Origin of the sequence: Allosphingosinicella sp. (genome assembly GCF_035626655.1) — a bacterium.
In the GTDB taxonomy this organism is placed as follows: Bacteria; Pseudomonadota; Alphaproteobacteria; order Sphingomonadales; family Sphingomonadaceae; genus Allosphingosinicella.
Window position 1 is genome coordinate 134,424 of sequence record NZ_DASPNF010000002.1, and the last position, 17,518, is coordinate 151,941.

The following is a 17,518-nucleotide window of genomic DNA, read 5'->3' on the forward strand; positions in this document are numbered from 1 at the left end:
GCCGTAAGACCCGCTTGTTTGCCGGACCGGCCGCATCGTCCCGTCGGGACCGCCACCTTGCCCGGGGAGGCAGGTTGGCGTGGGCGCGAGGCCCACTCTTGATGCTTCGCGGCGCATCCTGGGATGCATCGCTTAACAAGGCCCTATCATGGCGACCGGCCTTGGCAAAGCCTCTTCCTCCGGGCAGAGGCGGGGCATGGACCATGCCCGTTTCGCCGCCTTCGCCGGGACCCTCGCCGATGCGGCGCGCGCCGTGACCCTGGGCGCGGCGGACCGGGTCGCGGAGAACAAGAATGAGGACGGGACCTACGACCCTGTCACCGCCGCCGACCGCGAGGCGGAACGGGTGATCCGCGCGCTGATCGAGCGGGCCTGGCCGGACCACGGCATTTCCGGCGAGGAATTTCCGGAGAAGATCGGCGCCGGCCGCTTCGTCTGGAGCCTCGACCCGATCGACGGCACCCGCGCCTTCATCTGCGGGCTGCCCAGCTGGACGACCTTGATCGCCTTGCTGGACGAGGGAAAGCCGGTCGTCGGCCTGATCGACGTGCCGACCCTCGACGAGCGCTATCTCGGCTTTCCGGGCGCGCCGGGCCTGAAGGCGAGCGAGTGCCGGACGCTCGGGGACGCGCGGCTTGCCACCACCGACGTCCACATCTTCTCTGCTGCGGAGCGGGAACGCTTCGACCGCCTGCGCACCGGCGCACGGGTCACGCGCTACGGGCTCGACGCCTATGCCTATGCGCGGCTGGCCGTCGGGAGCATCGACCTGGTCGCCGAGAACAGCCTGAAGCCCCACGATTACAATGCCCTGATACCGGTCGTGCGCGCGGCCGGCGGCGTGATCGGCAATTGGCGGGGCGAGGACGAATATCGCGAGGGGCAGGTGCTGGCCGCGGCGACGCCCGAGCTGTTCGAAGAAGCCGTCAGGCTGCTCGGCGCCTGAGCATCCGGGCCGGGCCTATTCCGCCTGCAGCCAGGGCGGCAACCGGTCCGCGCCGATCAGGGCGTCCAGGTCCTGCCGCTCGCGCACCACTGCCCATTGCCCGCCGCGCACGATCACCTCGGCAGTGAGCGGGCGGCTGTTATAGGTGCTGGCCATGGTCGCGGCATAGGCGCCGGCGGTGCGGAAGACGACGAGGTCGTCGGCGCCGACCCTGCCCATCGCCCGGCCGGTGGCGAAGGTGTCGCCGGTCTCGCAGACCGGGCCGACGACATTGGCGCTCATCGTCTCCGCGGTCGGCCGGACCGGATCGATCTCGTGATGTGCGTCGTATAGCGCGGGCCGCATCAAATCGTTCATTCCCGCATCGACGATCACGAAGGGATCGGGCAGGCCCGGCTTCACCCGGATCACGCGGCTGAGCAGCACGCCGGCATTGGCGACGATCATCCGCCCCGGCTCGAAGATCAGGCGCAAATCCCAGTCCTTCACCACCCCGGCGACCATCGCGCCATAGGCGTCGGGCGCGGGCGGCGCCGGCAGGTCGCGGCGATACGGCACGCCGAGCCCGCCGCCGAGATCGGCATGGGTGATGACGTGCCCGGCGCCGCGCAGATCGGCGATCAGCCCGCCCAGCTTGCGGAAGGCCGCCTCGAGTGGGGCGAGGTCGGTGATCTGGCTGCCGATATGGACGGCGACGCCCTGCACCTTGAGGCCAGGCAGGCGCCGGGCATGGTCGTAGGCGGCCGGCGCGGTGTCGAGGGCGATGCCGAACTTGTTGTAGGAGGCGCCGGTCGAGATCTTGGCATGGCTGCCGGCCTCCACGTCCGGATTGATCCGGAAGGCGACGGGCGCCTCCACGCCGAGGCCGGAGGCGACCGCGGAGAGCATCTCCGCCTCCTCGATCGATTCGAGGTTGAGCTGGCAAAGCCCGCCGCCCAGCGCCTCCGCCATTTCCGGCGCGGTCTTGCCGACGCCCGCGAACAGGATGCTGTCCGGCCTGATTCCCGCCGCCACCGCGCGCCGATATTCCCCGATCGAGACGACGTCGCCGCCCAGCCCCTCGGCGGCGAGCGTGGCGAGCACGGCGGCATTGGGATTGGCCTTGACCGCGAAGGCGACCAGCGGGTCCGGTCCGGCGCCCGTCACCGCTTCCCGGAAAACGCGCGCATGGCGCTGCATCGTCGCCGTGGAATAGACATAGACCGGCGTGCCCACCGCGGCGGCGATCTCGGGCAGCGCCACGTCTTCGCAATGCAGCACGCCGTCGCGCAGCTGGAAATGGTCCATCTTGTTACGCCTCCGCCCCTGCGGCCAGGCGCTGCCTGTCGAGGAAATCGGCGACGTCGTCCAGTGCCACGTCGCTGGCGACGAAGGCCTGGCCGATGCCGCGGGCGAGAATGAAGGGCACGCGGCCGCCGCTGGCCTTCTTGTCGTGCGACATATGGGCGGTCAGCGCGGCGCCGGTGCCGATGTCGAGGCGGGTGGGGAGGCCGACGGCAGCCAGATGAGCGGCAACCCGGCCCGCATCTTCGGCGCTGCACAGACCGCGCTCGGCGGAGAAGCGGAAGGCGAGGGTCATGCCGAGCGCCACCGCCTCGCCATGGAGGAGCGCATCGGAAAAGCCGGTCTCCGCCTCCAGCGCGTGGGCGAAGGTATGGCCGAGATTGAGGAGGGCGCGGCGGCCTGAGGTCTCGCGCTCGTCCTCGCTGACGATCGCGGCCTTGAAGGCCACGCTCATCGCGATCGCATAGCGGCGGGCCTCCGGATCGCCGGCGAGCAGGGCGGCGCCATGGGCCTCGCACCAGGCGAAGAAGTTCGGGTCGTCGATCAGGCCGTTCTTGACGATCTCGGCATAGCCGGCGCGCAGCTCCCTCGCCGGCAACGTGTCCAGGCAGGACGGATCGATCAGCACGAGCGACGGCTGGTGGAAGGCGCCGACCAGATTCTTGCCCGCTTCGGTGTTGATCCCGGTCTTGCCGCCGACGGCGCTGTCGACCTGGGCCAGGAGACTGGTGGGGATCTGCACGAAGTTGCAGCCCCGCTTCAGGATGGCGGCGGCGAAGCCCGTCAGGTCGCCGATCACGCCGCCGCCGAACGCGACGATATGGTCGGACCGCTCGACGCCCGCTTCCAGGAGGCGCTCGGCGAGCACGGCCAGCTGGGCCCAGCTTTTCGTGCTCTCGCCCGGCGGCAGGATGATGATTTCCGCCTCTATCCCGGCCAGCCCGTCGAGGAAGCGCGGCCCCAGTGCGGCCCACACATTCTCCTCGCTGACGACGATCAGGCGGTGCTCCCGGGCCAGCGGGGCGAGCAGCTCCCCGGTCCGGTCGAGCAGGCCATGTTCGATCAGCACGTCATAGCTGCGGTCGCCGAGTCCGACCTCGATTCTTGTCATCGGACATCCCCGCATTGCGCGCGGTGGAGCAGTTTCTGGTCGGCGAGGACCAGGGCGACCATGGCCTCGATCACCGGCGCGCCGCGGATCGCGACGCAGGGGTCGTGGCGGCCCCTGGTGGAAATCCCGGTTTCCGCGCCGGAGGCGGTCACCGTCTGCTGCGGGGTCAGGATCGAGGAGGTCGGCTTGAACGCGGCGCGGACCACGATCGGCTGGCCGGTCGAGATGCCGCCGAGCACGCCGCCGGCATGGTTGGAGAGGAAGTGCGGGGCGCCGTCCGCCCCGGCCCGCATCGCGTCGGCATTTTCCTCGCCGCGGAGGCGCGCCGTGGCGAAGCCGTCGCCGATCTCGACGCCCTTCACCGCATTGACCGACATGCAGGCGGCGGCCAGCGCGGCGTCCAGCTTGGCATAGAGCGGGGCGCCCCAGCCGGGGGGCGCGCCGGTGGCGACGCATTCGACCACCGCGCCGAGCGAACTGCCCGCCTTGCGGGCGTCGTCGACCAGCCGCTCCCAGCGCGCGGCGGCTGCGGCGTCGGGGCAGAAGAAGGGATTGGCGTCGATCTGCGCGTCGTCAAAGGCGGCGCGGTCGATCGCGTCGCCGCCCAGCTCGACGAGACAGGCCCGGATCGTCACTCCGGGAATGACCAGCCGCGCGACCGCCCCCGCCGCGACCCGCGCCGCCGTCTCGCGCGCCGACGCCCGTCCGCCGCCGCGCCAGTCGCGGTGGCCGTATTTGGCCTGGTAGGTGTAATCGGCATGGCCGGGGCGCCATGCCCCGGCGACCTCCGCATAATCCTTCGCGCGCTGGTCGACATTGTCGATCATGAGGCTGATCGGCGTGCCGGTCGTGCGGCCCTCGAACACGCCGGACAGAATGCGGACCTGATCCGGCTCCTGCCGCTGGGTGGTGAAGCGGCTTTGCCCGGGGCGCCGCCGGTCGAGCCAGGGCTGGATATCGGCCTCGCCGAGCGCCAGCCCCGGCGGGCAGCCGTCCACGACCGCCCCGATCGCCGGCCCGTGGCTCTCGCCCCAGGTCGAGAAGCGGAAGACATGGCCGAATGTATTGAGGCTCATGGCTTGAAAAGCCCCTCCCCTTCAGGGGAGGGGACGGGGGTGGGGAAGGTCGAAAGGCGAGGCGCTGGTTGGACGGGCCCCACCCCAACCCCTCCCCTGAAGGGGAGGGGCTTAAGGGGGCTCATATCAGTCCGCATCACTCTCCGCCTCCCGCGCGACGATGCAGAAGGTCGTCGCATTGTCGGGCCGGTCATGGACGTTGCGGCACAGGATCGTCAAACCGTTCGCCAGTGCCGCGGCCTCCGAGGCGACCGCCGCCTTCCTGCGGTCGCCGCTGTCGGCGAGCAGCCGTGCCCCGACCGCGGTGTTAACCGCCTCCTCGGGCGTCGCGGCGAGGCGCTCCAGCACCTCGTGGCACTGGGCGAGCGCGATCGGGTGGCTGACCACCGTCTCGATCTCCTCCAGCCGCGCGCCGGCCACGGCCATGAGGTGGAGGTGGATGGGCAGGTCGACCTCGGCCCGCACCCTCAGGCCCTTGCGCGCGATCAGGGCGCGATTGCCGGGGACGGCGCCGGCTGTGTTGTTCTCGACCGGCAGCATGCCGAGCTCCGCCTCGCCGGCGAGGACGGCGTGGGCGACCGCCTCGAAGCTTGGCCGGCTGAGCCGCTCATGTGCGGGGAGGAAACGGCGGCAGGCCTCGTGCGCATAGGCGCCCGGCTCGCCCTGATAGGCGACGACGCCCTTCACCGCGCCGCTCCGATGCGCGCGCCGAGCGAGGCCATGAGCGGGACGAAGCCGGGGAAGCTGGTGCCGATCATCTCCGCCTCGTCCACCGCCACCGCCCGGCGGGCGGCGAGGCCGAGGACGAGGAAGCTCATCGCGATGCGGTGGTCGCCATGGCTGCGCACCCTGGCGCCGCCCGGCGGCGGGCCGTCGCAGCCGTCGATCATCAGGGTGTCGCCCTGGCGGGCGTCGCCGATCAGCCCCGCCGGGACGCCGCAGGCCCTGAGCCCGGCGATGATCGCGGCAAGCCGGTCGCTCTCCTTGACCCGCAATTCGCCGAGTCCGTGCAGCATGGTCTGGCCCGCGGCGAAGGCGGCGGCGACGGCGAGGACCGGATATTCGTCGATCATCGCCGGAACGCGCCCGGGATCGACCTCGACGGCGTTGAGCAGGCTGTGGCGCGCGGTGACGTCCGCCACCTCCTCGCCGCCGACGATCCGGCGATTGGCGAAGCCGAGATCCGCGCCCATTTCCAGCAGCGTCTCGAAGAGGCCGGTGCGGAGCGGGTTCATCAGCACGCCATGGACCGTGACCTCGGAGCCGGGGACGAGCAGCCCCGCGACCAGCGGGAAGGCCGCCGAGGACGGGTCGCCGGGGACCATGATGTCGGTCGCGGTCAGCCGGCGGTTCGCGCCCAGCCGGACGAGATTGCCCTCGACCTCGACGTCGCAGCCGAAGGCGCGGAGCAGCTTCTCGGTATGATCGCGGCTCTTCGCCGGCTCGATCACCTCGACCGCGCCCTTCGCATGGAGGCCGGCAAGCAGGATCGCCGACTTGACCTGCGCCGAGGCGTGCGGGCTGTGCCAGCTGATCCCGGAGAGGCCGCCGCCGCGGATCGTGACCGGCAGCCGGTCGCCCTCGCCGGCGCGCGCGCCCATGTGGCGGAGCGGCTCCAGCACGCGGGACATCGGCCGGGAGCGGAGCGACGCGTCGCCGGTGAAGGTGGCCTCGATCGGGAAGCCCGCGGCCGCGCCCATGAGCAGCCGCGCGCCGGTGCCGCTATTGCCGAGGTCGACGGGTCGATCCGGGGAGCGCCAGCGCCCGCCGCGCACGATCCAGGCGCCGTCGCCGAGCCGGGTCAGCTGCGCGCCGAGCGCGTGGGCCGCAGCGGCGGTGTCGAGCACGTCACGCCCTTCGAGCAGCCCCTCGATTCGCGTCTCGCCCTCGGCAAGCGCGCCGAGGATCAGCGCCCTGTGCGAGATCGACTTGTCGCCCGGGACGGCGACATGGCCCTTCAGCGCGCCGCCGGGCGAGGCCCGCAACAGCGCCCTGTCCGTTACCGCGCTCATGCCACGGCGGACGCGGCGCGCGTCCCCTCCAGGATCAGCCGGGTGACCTCGGCGGCGACGTCGAGCGCCTGCGCGCCGTTCAGCCGCGGGTCGCAATGGGTGAGATAGTTGCGGCCCAGATCCTCCTCGCGCAGCCCGCGCGTGCCGCCGAGGCACTCGGTCACGTCCTCGCCGGTCATCTCCAGATGCACGCCGCCGGGATGGACCTGCTCGGCCCGCGCGACCTCGAAGAAGGTACGCAGCTCGGCGATAATGTCCGGCAGGATCCGGGTCTTGCGGCCGGCCGCGGTGACCGTGTTGCCGTGCATCGGGTCGATCGCCCAGAGGGCCTTGCGCCCCGCCGCCCGGGTCGCGCGCATCAGGGCGGGGAGGCGCCCGCCGGCCGCGGCGGCGCCGAAGCGGCCGATCAGGACGAGCCGGCCGGGGCGATTGTCGGGATCGAGCCGGTCGATCAGGCGGAGCAATGTTTCCGCGTCCAGCGTCGGCCCACATTTCAGGCCGATCGTGTTGGCGATGCCGCGCGCATATTCGACATGGGCGCCGTCGAGCTGGCGGGTGCGCTCGCCGATCCAGATCATGTGCGCCGACGTCGCCCACCAGCTCTCCGTCAGCTCGTCCCAGCGGGTCAGCGCCTGCTCGTAATGGAGCAGCAAAGCCTCGTGGCTGGTGAACATCTCGACCGGCGTGGCGGCGTCGCCCGGCGGCGTCGCATGGTCGAAGGCCAGGCCGAGCCGCCGCCGGGCGAGGCGGTGGATCCCGGAGAGATCGGCATAGGCCGCGGCCGCATAGGCCTTGATGAGGTCGAGCGTGACGCGGGACTGGCGGTGCGCCTCCAGCATGCGCAGGGGATCGGGCATCCGGCTCGCCGCGTCGAAGTCGGGCCCGTTGACGATGTCGCCGCGATAGGAGGGCAGGGTGAGGCTCCCGATCGTCTCCGTCTCCGCGGAGCGCGGCTTGGCGAACTGGCCGGCCATGCGCGCGACCCTGACGACCTCGCCGCCTGCGCCCTCGCCGATCATTGCCGCCATCTGCAGCAGCAGGTTGAAGCTTCGCCGGACCTTGTCGGCGCCGAACTCGGCGAAGGTCTCGGCGCAGTCGCCGCCCTGGAGCAGGAAGCCCCTGCCCTCGGCGACCTCGGCGAGCCTGGCGGTCAGGCAGCGATTTTCGGCGACCGAGCCCAGGGGCGCGCTCGCCTCGAGGCAGGATTCGGCCATGGCCAGCGCCTGCGCGTCCGGATAGGCGGGCAGCTGCAGCGCGGGCTTCGCGCGCCAGGAGGCCGGGGTCCAGCTCATCGCCTTGCTCCCGCGCCGGTGCTGACGCAGAGCCGGAGCCTCCCGCAAATCGCGAGCGTCCTCAGCTGCTCCCCGGCCTCGATCCGGCGGCGGAGCGCGCTGTCGCCGAGCACGAGGAAGGCCTCGTCCCCGGCAGCGGCGACGCGGCCGACGACGAGAGCCGCGATCCGCCCGTGCCGGTCGCGCAGGCAATCGAAGATGGCGAGCTGCCCGTCATGGAAGAGCTGAACCCACCAGCGCGAGAGCGGGCTGAACTCGATCACCGCGATCGCCGCGCGGTGGCGGGCGCCGTCGAGCGCGTCCTCGGCCGTGCCGGCGGCGATGATCGGCGCCGCGCCGCCGAAGTGCCGCCGCGCCAGATCGGTCACCAGCACCGGCTGCGCGGGGCAGTGGACGACGATATGGATTTGCTGCTGCGCTTGGAGGTTGGCGCCCATCAGCTCGCGCCAGATGGCGGCGACGGCGGGTGCGGGCATGCGGCGCGCGCGGGCGGTCAGGCGGTCGATCACCTGCTGCTCGCGCGCCGGGCGCAGGGGCAGGGGGCTATCATCCTCGCCGGCCTTGCAGGCGGCGATGGCGGCGGCGCGGCAGAGCCGCTCCTCCATCAGGTCGAGAAGTTGCGCGTCGATCCGGTCGATCTGGCTCCGCAGACTCTGCAGATCGGGCCCGGCAGATGGCGCGGCGAGCGCGGCTTGCGGCATTTTTCGGTCCTCGAACGCTGCGCCGCCTCGGGCGGTCCTGCAGCGTATCAGCTCAAATTTCGGGAAAGGGGCGAAGCGTCAGTCTCCGGCACGCCGCATGGCGTACCGGCCCCTAAACGAGCCGAAAAAGCCGAAAAAAGAGGGAGCGCACGCATGCAGCGAGGGGATACGGAAATCCTGCCCTTTGCTCATCGGTCTGCTCCTGCGGACGGGAATCCCGCCGTCCCCTAAAGGCTGACGGGCGGGCTCCTGCCTGTCAAGGGGCCGCGGGGAAGGCGAAAATTTAACCCGGTTGACGGATAGGATTTCCGCCTGTCTTTTAAGGGCAGGAAGACCCGATGCTGATCGACGCACCCGCCCCGAGCTCTGCCGCCGCCTCCGGCGCGGCCGCCGGCGCGCGCGCTTCCACGATGATGATGTTCACCATGACCATGACCCGAATGCGGGGCGGCAGCGGCTGAGCACAAGCATCAGGATCAGACCGACCGACCCGCTCCCCGACCCGGCGAGCGGGTTTTTTATTGCCCCAAAAGAAAGCGAAGAAGATGGCGAAAGTGGAATGTCTCGGCGACCGGCAGCGCAGGCTGTGCGTGCTGAAGTTCGGCAGCTCGGTGCTCGAGCGGATCGAGGATTACCGGATCGTCGCGCAGGAAGTGTATCGCCACGTCCGCGACGGCGAGAAGATCGTCGCGGTGGTCTCGGCGCTGGCGGGGGAGACCGACCGCCTGCTTGCCCAGGCGGCGGAAGCGGGCGGCAATCCGGCGCCGGCGCTGGTCGCGCGGCTGGCGCGGACCGGGGAGCTGCACTCGGCGGCCCTGCTGGCGCTGGCGCTGGCGCGGATGGGGATGCGCGCCTGCACGCTCGACCCGCACGAAATGGGGCTGGTCGCGACGGGCGCGCCGCTCGATGCCGATCTGGCGGCGCTGGACGCCGGCGCGGTTCACCGGCGCTTCGCCGACCATGACGTGGTCGTCGTGCCGGGCTTCACGGCCGGACATGAAGAGCATGGCGTGGTCACGCTGGGCCGCGGCGGCACCGATCTCAGCGCCGTCTTCTTCGCCGCCCGGCTGGGCGCGAAGCGCGTGCGGCTGCTGAAGGGCGTGGACGGGGTCTATGCCGAGGACCCGGCGAAGAATCCCGAAGCCGAGCGCTATGGCGCGCTGGGCTACGACATGGCGGCCGGGGCCAGCACGGGGCTGATCCAGCCCAAGGCGATCGAGGCGGCGAAGGCCGAGGGGATCGCGATCGAGATCGCCGCCATCGGCCATCACGAGGCGACGGTGATCGCCGCCTTGCCACCGCGCAAGGCGGTGCCGGTCCGCTTCCCGCGGCTGCGCGTCGCCCTGCTCGGCTGCGGGGCGGTCGGGGGCGGGATGCTGTCCTGCCTGCGCCAGCGGCCGGATCTGTTCGCGGTCAATCCGGTGCTGGTCCGCGGACCCGGGAAGCATCGGAGCGGAGCGTTTGCGGAGCAGGCGTTCACGACCAGCCTCGCCGAGGCGCTGGCCGGCGGGGTCGACCTGCTGGTCGAGGCGATCGGCGGCGCGGACGGGGCGGCCCGGGTGATGCGCGATGCGCTGCGCCTGGGCGTCCATGTCGTCACCGCCAACAAGGCCGCGGTCGCGCGCCATTTCGACGCGCTCCAGGTCGCGGCGAAGACCGGCGGCGCCTCGCTTTCCTGCAGTGCGGCGGTCGGCGGCGGCGCGCCGGTCCTGGAGACGATCCGGCGGCTCCCGGCCCCGGTCGCGGTCGAGGGCGTGATGAACGGTACGGCCAACTTCCTGCTCGACCGGCTCGCGGAGGGCTGGGCCTTCGCTGACGCCGTCGCGAGGGCGCAGGCGCTGGGCTTTGCCGAAGCGGATCCGGCGGCGGACGTCGACGGCGATGATGCGGCGGACAAGCTCTCCATCCTCGCCCGCACCGCCTTCGGACTCGCGCTGCCGCCGGAGCGGATCGCCAGGGAATCGCTGCGCGACCTGACCGCGGCGCAGGTGCAGGCGGCGCTGGCCCGGGGCGAGGTGCTGAAGCAGGTCGGCCGCTGCCGGCGGCTCGCGAACGGCGCGGTCCAGGCGGAGGTCCGCATCCTCGCTCTGCCCGCCGCGCATCCGCTGGCCGGTGCCCGGAACGAGGAAAACCGGTTCCTCGTCACGGACGCGGATGGTCATGTCCACGCGGTCTGTGGCAAGGGGGCCGGGCGCTGGCCCACGACCGCGGCGATGGTCGCGGACATCATGGACCTGCAGCGCCGGCTCGCCGCGGGGCGGCCGGGCGAGACGGTGGAGCTGCGCCTGACGGCGTGAAGGGAGCAGGGATGGCCGGACGGGCGAGGGCGAGTGCGAGCGCGCCGGCCAGCATCGGCAATGTCGGGGTCGGCTTCGACGTGCTCGGCCTGGCCTTCGATGCGGCGCGCGACCGGGTGATTGCGGTGCGCGAGCCGGCGCCGGGCGTCCGGCTCGGGGACGTGAGCGGCCTCGTCGACACGCTGCCCGATACGCCCGAGACCAATACGGCGCTCGCCGCTGCCCAGGCGTTGCTGGCGGCGGTGGACGCGGATTTCGGGGTCCGGCTCTCGATCGACAAGGGCGTGCCACTGAGCGCGGGCATGGGCGGCTCGGCTGCCTCGGCGGTTGCCGCCGCGGCCGCGGTCAATGCGCTGCTGCCGGAGCCGCTCGCCACCGGGGACCTGCTGCCGTTCGCGCTGGCGGGCGAACGCATCTCGTCGGACCCGCCGCCCTGGGACAATGTGGTCGCCGCTTTGCATGGCGGGCTGGTGCTGGTGGCACGGGAGGCGCCCGGCCATGTCCAGCGCCTGCCCGCGCCCGCCGGCATCGTCTCGCTTCTCTTCCATCCGCCGGTGCAGATCGAGACCAGGGCGGCGCGCGGCGTGCTCGCGGCCGAGGTGCCGATGCGCATCGCGGTCGAGCACAGCCGGCGCCTCGCTGCCTTCGTGGCGGGGTGCACGACCGGCGATGCGGCTTTGATCCGCGCCGGCCTCGAGGATCTGCTCGTCGAGCCGCAGCGCGCGCATCTGCTGCCCGCGCTCGCACCGGTGAAGGCGGCGGCTTTGGGCGCGGGCGCGCTCGGCTGCTCCTTTTCGGGCTCGGGGCCCTCGGTCTTCGCCTGGGCGCTGGAGCACGACGCGGATGCGGTGGCCCGCGCCATGGACGCGGCGTTTCGTGCCGAGGGCCTGACGGCGACGGCCTGCCGGGCACCGGTGGAATCCGGGGGCGTGCGGCTGGAACCGGCATGAGGTTCGTCAGCACGCGAGGTCAGGCGCCGGCCGTCGGGCTGAGCGAGGCGATCCGGAGGGGCGCGGCGCCCGACGGCGGCCTCTATGTGCCGGAATCCATTCCCGGACCCGTGCCCGATGCCGGCCTCCCGCTCCCGGACTTTGCGGCGGCGATGCTGGCGCCCTTCTTTGCCGGCGACCCACTGGAACCCGCGCTGCCCGCAATCTGTGCGGAGACCTTCGACTTCCCGCTGCCGATCGTCACGCCGGATCCGGCGCGCCGCGACATGCGGGCGCTGGAGCTGTTCCACGGCCCCACCGGTGCCTTCAAGGATTTCGGCGCGCGCTTCCTCGCGGCCTGCTTCGCCCGGCTCGGCGAGCCGCTCACCATCCTGGTCGCGACCTCGGGCGACACGGGCGGCGCGGTCGGCGCCGCGACCGAGGGCCGGGCGAACCTGCGCACCCTGATCCTCTACCCCAGGGGCCGCGTCTCGCCCTTCCAGGCCCTGCAACTGGGCTGCTGGGGACCGCCCGTGCAAGCGCTCGAGGTCGAGGGCGACTTCGACGACTGCCAGCGGCTGGTGAAGGCGGCCTTCGCCGATCCGGACCTGTCGGCACGGCACCAACTGACCTCGGCCAATTCGATCAACGTCGGCCGGCTGCTCCCGCAAATGGCTTTTCTCGGCTGGGCGGCCGCGTGCGTTCACGCCGAGACCCGCATGAATCCCGGCCTGATCGTGCCGACGGGGAATCTCGGCCACGGCTTCGCCGCCCTCTATGCGCGCGCCATGGGCCTGCCCATCGGCCCGGTCCGCCTGGTCACCAACGCCAATCGCACCCTCAGCGACTGGGCGGAGAGCGAGATCTATGCGCCGCGGCCGGCCGTCGCCACGATCGCCAATGCGATGGACGTCGGCGCGCCGAGCAATTTCGAGCGGCTTTCGGCCTTGCTCCGCCCGTTCCACATCTTCACCGTGGAGCGGGTCGAGGATGACGCGCTACGGGCGCGGATCCTGGCCGATTACCGGTCGTCCGGCTACGTCTGGTGCCCGCACAGCGCCGCAGCCGCCGAAGCTTATGCGCGGCTCGATCCCGGGACGCGGGAGGAGCGCCCCTGGCTACTCTGCGCCACCGCCCATCCCTTCAAGTTCGCCGAGATCGTCGAGCCCCTGCTTGGCCGGGCCATCGACCCGCCGCCTGCCCTGGGGGCGATCATCCACCGGGAGGCCCGCGCCCTGCCCGTCCCCGCCTCGCTCGCCGCGCTGGCGGAGGCCCTCGACCGCCCTATTGCTCCCTGAGGGCAGTCTCGCTCAGCCGGGCGATGGGCGACAGGATGTACTGGAGGATGGTGCGCTTCTCGCCGAGCAGGTCGACCTCCGCGGTCATGCCGACGCCGATCGGCATCTGCCGGCCGTTGACGTCGCGCAGATAGTTGACGTTGGTCCGGACCTTCACCGTGTAGAAGGTCTCGCCGGTGCGCTCGTTCAGGGTCGCGTCGGGCGAGATGGTGGTGACGGTGCCGTCGAGCACGCCGTAGATCGAGCGGTCATAGGCGGTGATCGCGACGTGCGCGGGCTGGCCGATCCGGACGAAGGCGATGTCGGACGGGTGGACCTGAACCTCGATCAGCAGGGTCTCGTTGGAGGGCACGATCTCGACCACCGGCTCGCCCGGGCGGATCGTGCCGCCGCGCGTGGTGACGAGGACGCGGTTGATCCGCCCGGCGAGCGGTGCCCGCAGCACGGTGCGCTGGGCCCGGTCGGCAAGGGCGGGAAGGGCGCGCTGCCGGGCGGCGAACTCGGCCTGGGCGGTGGCGAGCTCGGTGCCGGACTGGGTCCGCCATTCCTGCCGCTGCTGGGCCAGCGCGGAGCGCGCCTCGGCGAGCGCCTGGCGGGCGCGGCCGATCGTCTCGCTTGCGGCCTGCATCTCGCTCTGCGCGATATTGGCCTGGGCCTCGGCCTGGACGAGGGCAAGGCGTGGCTCGATGCCGCGCTCGACGAGCGGGCGGATCATCGTGACCTCGGTCTGCCGCTGCCGGTAGGCCGACTGGCGCGACTGATAGTTGGACAGCGCCTCGCCGACCGCGCGCTCGGCCTGGCCCACGCGCGCCGTGCCGGCGCTGGTGATCGCGGAGAGGTCCGCCATGCGGGTGGCGTGGAGCGCCTGCTCGACCCGGATCTGGTCGGCGATCGCGGCGTCGGTGGCGGCCGGATAGCGCGGCGTGCCGCCGGTCACCTCGGCGGTCAGCCGGGCGATCTTGATCTCCAGCGCGGCGAGCGTGGCCGAACCGCTGCCGAACTCGGCGCCGGTGGCGGTGCGGTCGAGCCGGATCAGCTCGTCGCCCTGGCGGACGACCTGGCCGGAGCGGACCAGAATGTCCTGGACGACGCCGCCCTCGAGATTGGAGACCACCTGCAGCTGCGAGCTCGGCACGACGCGTCCCTGGCCGCGCACCGTCCGGTCCAGCTCGGTGAAGGCGGCCCAGACGAAGAAGGCGACGACGAAGGCGACGATGATCCAGAGCAGCATCGAGGATGCCGCCTTGGGCTTGATCCTGGTGACCGTGTCTTCGAGGTGCGTGCCGTGCATGGTCTTATAACGCTCAGGCCGCCGCCTGCGGGCGCATGATCTGCTTCAGCACCGTGTCGCGCGGGCCGTCGGAGATGATCTTGCCCTGGTCGAGCAGGATGATGCGCTGGGCGAGCTGGAGCAAAGGCGGGCGGTGCGTGATCAGGATGACGGTCCGGTCCTTCAATTCCTCCTGCAGGCGCTGGATGAGCGCGCCCTCGGTCTGCGCGTCCATCGCGCTGGAGGGCTCGTCGAGCAGCACGATCGGCGGCCGCCCGGCCAGGGCGCGGGCGATGGCGATGGACTGGCGCTGGCCCCCCGACAGGCCCTCACCGCGGTCGGCGAGGCGCAGGTCGTAGCCGTTGGCGATCTGGCCCATGAACTGGTGGGTGCCGGAAATCTGGGAGACGCGGAGCAATTCCTCGTCATTGACCCGGGGGCGGCCGAGCTGGATATTCTCGCGCACCGAGCCGGTCAGCAGTACGCTCTCCTGCATCGCCGCGCCGATATGGGCGCGCAGATCCATCGGATCGAGCTGGCGGATGTCCGTCCCGTCGATCATGATCAGCCCTTCCTCGGGCGGATAGAGGCCGAGGACGAGGCGGGCGATGGTCGACTTGCCGGAGCCGACCCGGCCCAGCAGGGCGACATGCTCGCCCGGCTTGACCGTGAAGCTGAGCGCGTCGAGCGCCCGCTCCGGGGCGCCGGGATAGCGGAAGCCGACATTGCGGAACTCGATCCTGCCCTGCACCTTCGACAGCTTCAGGGCGTCGCCTTCCGGTCCCTCGGGAGGCAGCTGCATCATCTCGTTGATCTGCCGGTAGGCGGTGCGGGTCGAGGTGAGGCGGGACAGGAGCTGCGAGATCTGGGCGAGCGGGGCGATCGCCCGGCCGGCGAGGATCGAGCAGGCGATCAGCCCGCCCATGGTGAGCTCGCGCTCGGCAATCATGGCGACGCCGACTATCACCACGCCGGCATATGAAATCGTACCCGCGGACGTGGCGAAGGTGACGCCGATCGAGGCGACGAGACGCTGGCGGAGCGAGCTGTCCGAATGCTGCTCGACGGCCTTGTGCCAGCGCTGCGTGAGGAGCGGGGCCGCGCCAGCGGTCTTCACCGTCTCCAGCCCGCCGATCGCCTCGACGAGCACGGACTGCTTGAGCAGGCCCTCGCCCATCGCCCGCGCGGACAGGCGCTCCAGCGCCGGATGGGTAAGCCAGCCGATCAGGATGACGAGCGGCACCATGACCGCCGGAACGATCACCACCGGCCCGCCGATCAGCCAGACGATGAACAGGGTGAGGATGATGAAGGGCACGTCGACGACCGCGGTGAGCGTCGCCGAGGCGAAGAAGTCGCGCAGCGCCTCCAGCTCGCGCAGCAGCCCGGCGAGCGCGCCGGTCGAGCCCTTTTTCAGCTCGAGCCGCATGGCGAGCATCCGCGCGAACACCGCATCGCCAATGTCGCGGTCGATCTGCGCGCCCGCATGGTCGACGAAATAGGCCCTGAGCAATTTCAGCACGAAGTCGAAGACGACGACGATGGCGAGGCCGATGCTGAGCGCGACCAGCGACGAAGTGGCGTTGTTCGGCACCACCCGGTCGTAGACGGTCATCGTGAACAGCGAGGTCAGCAGCCCGAAGATGTTGATGAAGACGGCGGCGAGCGCGACCTTCCAGTAGGTCGACTTGTTCGCGCGCATCGGCTCCATCAACCAGGCGGCGAGCCGGGGCTGCGGGACCTTGATGAGTCTTTCGTCGCTCACCCTTCACCTCTGAGCCGGTCCGGATCGACCTCCAATATGTCGAGCAGCCGGCCCATACGGGATAGCAGGACGTAACGGGCCGCGTCCAATTCCGAGAGCGCCTGGATATAGGCGGTGGCGCTTTCGAAATAGGCGTCCTCGGCGGCGACGACGTCGAACAGGGTGCCGCGGGCGACGCGGAAGCGCTCGAGGATCGCGTCGCGCGAGCGGCGGCTGGCGATATAGGAAGCTTCGAGCGCCTCCAGTTGCTCCTGCAGCGCGCGCACGTCCGACCAGGCGATGGCGGCGTCGCGCTCGGCTTCCTCGCGGATCCGGTTGGCGCGGGCCTCGGCGCCGCGGGCGCGAGCCTCATATTGCTCGGCCCGGGCGTCGGCGGCGCCGAAAATGCGGTAGCGAAGCGCCACCCGGCCGCGAATGTCGTAGTCGCGGTCATTCTCGATCACGCCGTAGCGGCCGGCGTCGACGCCGGCGGTGATCTGCGGCAGCCGGTCGGCGCGGGCGGCGCGCGCCTCCTGCGCGCTCGCGGTCGAGTTCGCCTCGGCGCTGCGCACATTGGCGGTGCCGGCGGCGGCGAGCACGGCCTGGTCGCGGCTGGAGACGATTCCGCCCGGGACGGGCGCGCGCTCCAGGCCGGCGGGCACCGGATTGCCGGTCAGCTCGGCGAAGCGCGCCTCGGCGCCGGCAAGCTGGCGCCGGAACTGGGCGAGGCGGGTATCGGCCTGGGCGATGTAGGAATCGACCCGGCTGAGGTCGCTCTCCGCCGACACGCCCTGGCGGACGCGGAGCTCGACCGCCCGGCGCAGCTCGCGCTGGTTGGCGGCGAAGGCCTGGGTCAGGCCGACCATCGCGCGATAGGCGAAGACGTCGTACCAGGCGGCGATGGCGTTGATCGCGATACGGTCGGCCTGCGCCTCCAGGTCGGCGCCGGCGGCGCGGAGCCGCGCCCCCGCGGCGCTGACCCGCCGGTTGGTCGCGCCGAAATCCCAGAGCGTCTGGGTGACGCTGAGCAGGGCATCGGTGCGCTGGCGCGGGCGCGAGCGTTCGATGATGTTGAACGGGTCGTTGGAGAAGTCGCGCGACAGCACGCGATAGGAGGTGATGTTGAGGTCGACGGTTGGCAGCTGGCCGAGCCGCGCCTCCTCCAGCGCGCCGAGGGCCTCGTCCTCGCTGGCGGCCGCCTCCAGCGTGCCCGGATGATTCTCGACGGCGCTGGCGATGGCGGCGCGGAACGGCTCGAAGCTGCTCTCGATATGGCGCAGCCGGAGCACCGGGTCGGAGCGAAAATCGATCTCCAGCGGCCGGCCCGTGGGGGCGGGCAGGCCCTGCGCGCCGCCCTGAACCCCGTAAGGCGAGGGGACGAAAGCCGGCGCCTCGCGCGGCGGCGTCACGGCGGCACCCGACGGGCGCGGCGGCGGGATGGGAGTGGGGGGCGGCGAGGGCGGCTGGGCCGGGCCGCCACTCGACGTGACGGGCTGGGCGAGCGCGGACGCGCTCACCGCAAGACCAAGCAAGGCCGCAATTGTCGTCAGGCCGCGCA

Annotated in this window: 15 protein-coding genes and 1 riboswitch; of the genes, 5 read left to right on the plus strand and 10 right to left on the minus strand. The window is 71.7% G+C overall.

The features are described 5' to 3' along the window. Positions 1-4: 4 nt before the first annotated feature. Positions 5-110: riboswitch (SAM-I-IV-variant riboswitch) on the minus strand. An 86-nt stretch (positions 111-196) separates the two neighbouring features. After that, a complete protein-coding gene (locus VEC11_RS01415; RefSeq protein ID WP_464128484.1) occupies positions 197-946 on the plus strand; it encodes an inositol monophosphatase family protein in 750 nt (249 codons plus the stop codon). A gap of 15 nt (positions 947-961) precedes the next feature. Here the strand turns inward: VEC11_RS01415 and lysA are convergent, their stop codons facing one another. The 7 genes from lysA to VEC11_RS01450 all read right to left on the minus strand — a co-directional run bounded on the left by lysA (position 962) and on the right by VEC11_RS01450 (position 8,422). Then, on the minus strand, positions 962-2,233 hold the full coding sequence (gene lysA / locus VEC11_RS01420; protein WP_464128485.1) for a diaminopimelate decarboxylase: 1,272 nt from the start codon (positions 2,231-2,233) through the stop codon (positions 962-964). A 4-nt stretch (positions 2,234-2,237) separates the two neighbouring features. Then, on the minus strand, positions 2,238-3,341 hold the full coding sequence (gene aroB / locus VEC11_RS01425; RefSeq protein WP_464128487.1) for a 3-dehydroquinate synthase: 1,104 nt from the start codon (positions 3,339-3,341) through the stop codon (positions 2,238-2,240). Beyond that, on the minus strand, positions 3,338-4,417 hold the full coding sequence (gene aroC, locus VEC11_RS01430) for a chorismate synthase (protein WP_464128488.1): 1,080 nt from the start codon (positions 4,415-4,417) through the stop codon (positions 3,338-3,340). The genes aroB and aroC overlap by 4 nt, the downstream gene beginning before the upstream one ends. Before the next feature lie 126 nt (positions 4,418-4,543). After that, the gene (locus VEC11_RS01435; protein WP_464128490.1) at positions 4,544-5,104 is read right to left on the minus strand and encodes a prephenate dehydratase domain-containing protein; all 561 of its coding nucleotides are present in this window, start codon (positions 5,102-5,104) and stop codon (positions 4,544-4,546) included. Continuing rightward, positions 5,101-6,429: a 3-phosphoshikimate 1-carboxyvinyltransferase gene (gene aroA, locus VEC11_RS01440; protein ID WP_464128492.1), complete on the minus strand. Its 1,329-nt coding sequence runs from the start codon at positions 6,427-6,429 to the stop codon at positions 5,101-5,103. The genes VEC11_RS01435 and aroA overlap by 4 nt, the downstream gene beginning before the upstream one ends. Continuing rightward, complete coding sequence (locus VEC11_RS01445; protein ID WP_464128493.1) at positions 6,426-7,721, minus strand: 3-deoxy-7-phosphoheptulonate synthase; 1,296 nt, start codon at positions 7,719-7,721, stop codon at positions 6,426-6,428. The genes aroA and VEC11_RS01445 overlap by 4 nt, the downstream gene beginning before the upstream one ends. After that, positions 7,718-8,422 (minus strand): chorismate mutase, encoded by a 705-nt coding sequence (locus tag VEC11_RS01450; protein WP_464128494.1) that lies wholly within the window; start codon positions 8,420-8,422, stop codon positions 7,718-7,720. Before VEC11_RS01450 ends, VEC11_RS01445 begins: the two co-directional genes overlap by 4 nt. Before the next feature lie 338 nt (positions 8,423-8,760). Between VEC11_RS01450 and VEC11_RS01455 the strand changes: the two genes are divergently transcribed. From VEC11_RS01455 to thrC, 4 genes are all read left to right on the plus strand, one after another. After that, the gene (locus tag VEC11_RS01455) at positions 8,761-8,883 is read left to right on the plus strand and encodes a hypothetical protein (protein WP_464128496.1); all 123 of its coding nucleotides are present in this window, start codon (positions 8,761-8,763) and stop codon (positions 8,881-8,883) included. A gap of 84 nt (positions 8,884-8,967) precedes the next feature. Then, on the plus strand, positions 8,968-10,719 hold the full coding sequence (locus VEC11_RS01460) for a homoserine dehydrogenase (protein WP_464128498.1): 1,752 nt from the start codon (positions 8,968-8,970) through the stop codon (positions 10,717-10,719). 11 nt (positions 10,720-10,730) lie between these two features. After that, on the plus strand, positions 10,731-11,669 hold the full coding sequence (locus VEC11_RS01465; protein ID WP_464128499.1) for a homoserine kinase: 939 nt from the start codon (positions 10,731-10,733) through the stop codon (positions 11,667-11,669). Continuing rightward, positions 11,666-12,946, plus strand: coding sequence for a threonine synthase (gene thrC / locus VEC11_RS01470; protein WP_464128500.1), 1,281 nt, complete (start codon positions 11,666-11,668; stop codon positions 12,944-12,946). Before VEC11_RS01465 ends, thrC begins: the two co-directional genes overlap by 4 nt. Here thrC and VEC11_RS01475 read toward each other — a convergent pair. From VEC11_RS01475 to VEC11_RS01485, 3 genes are read right to left on the minus strand one after another with little or no spacing between them, the layout of a single operon-like run. Further along, entirely contained in the window at positions 12,933-14,237 is a 1,305-nt protein-coding gene (locus VEC11_RS01475) for an HlyD family type I secretion periplasmic adaptor subunit (protein ID WP_464128502.1), read from the minus strand. The genes thrC and VEC11_RS01475 overlap by 14 nt on opposite strands. Before the next feature lie 13 nt (positions 14,238-14,250). After that, a complete protein-coding gene (locus VEC11_RS01480; protein WP_464128503.1) occupies positions 14,251-15,981 on the minus strand; it encodes a type I secretion system permease/ATPase in 1,731 nt (576 codons plus the stop codon). Beyond that, complete coding sequence (locus VEC11_RS01485; protein ID WP_464128505.1) at positions 15,978-17,477, minus strand: TolC family protein; 1,500 nt, start codon at positions 17,475-17,477, stop codon at positions 15,978-15,980. The genes VEC11_RS01480 and VEC11_RS01485 overlap by 4 nt, the downstream gene beginning before the upstream one ends. Between the last annotated feature and the right edge of the window lie 41 nt (positions 17,478-17,518).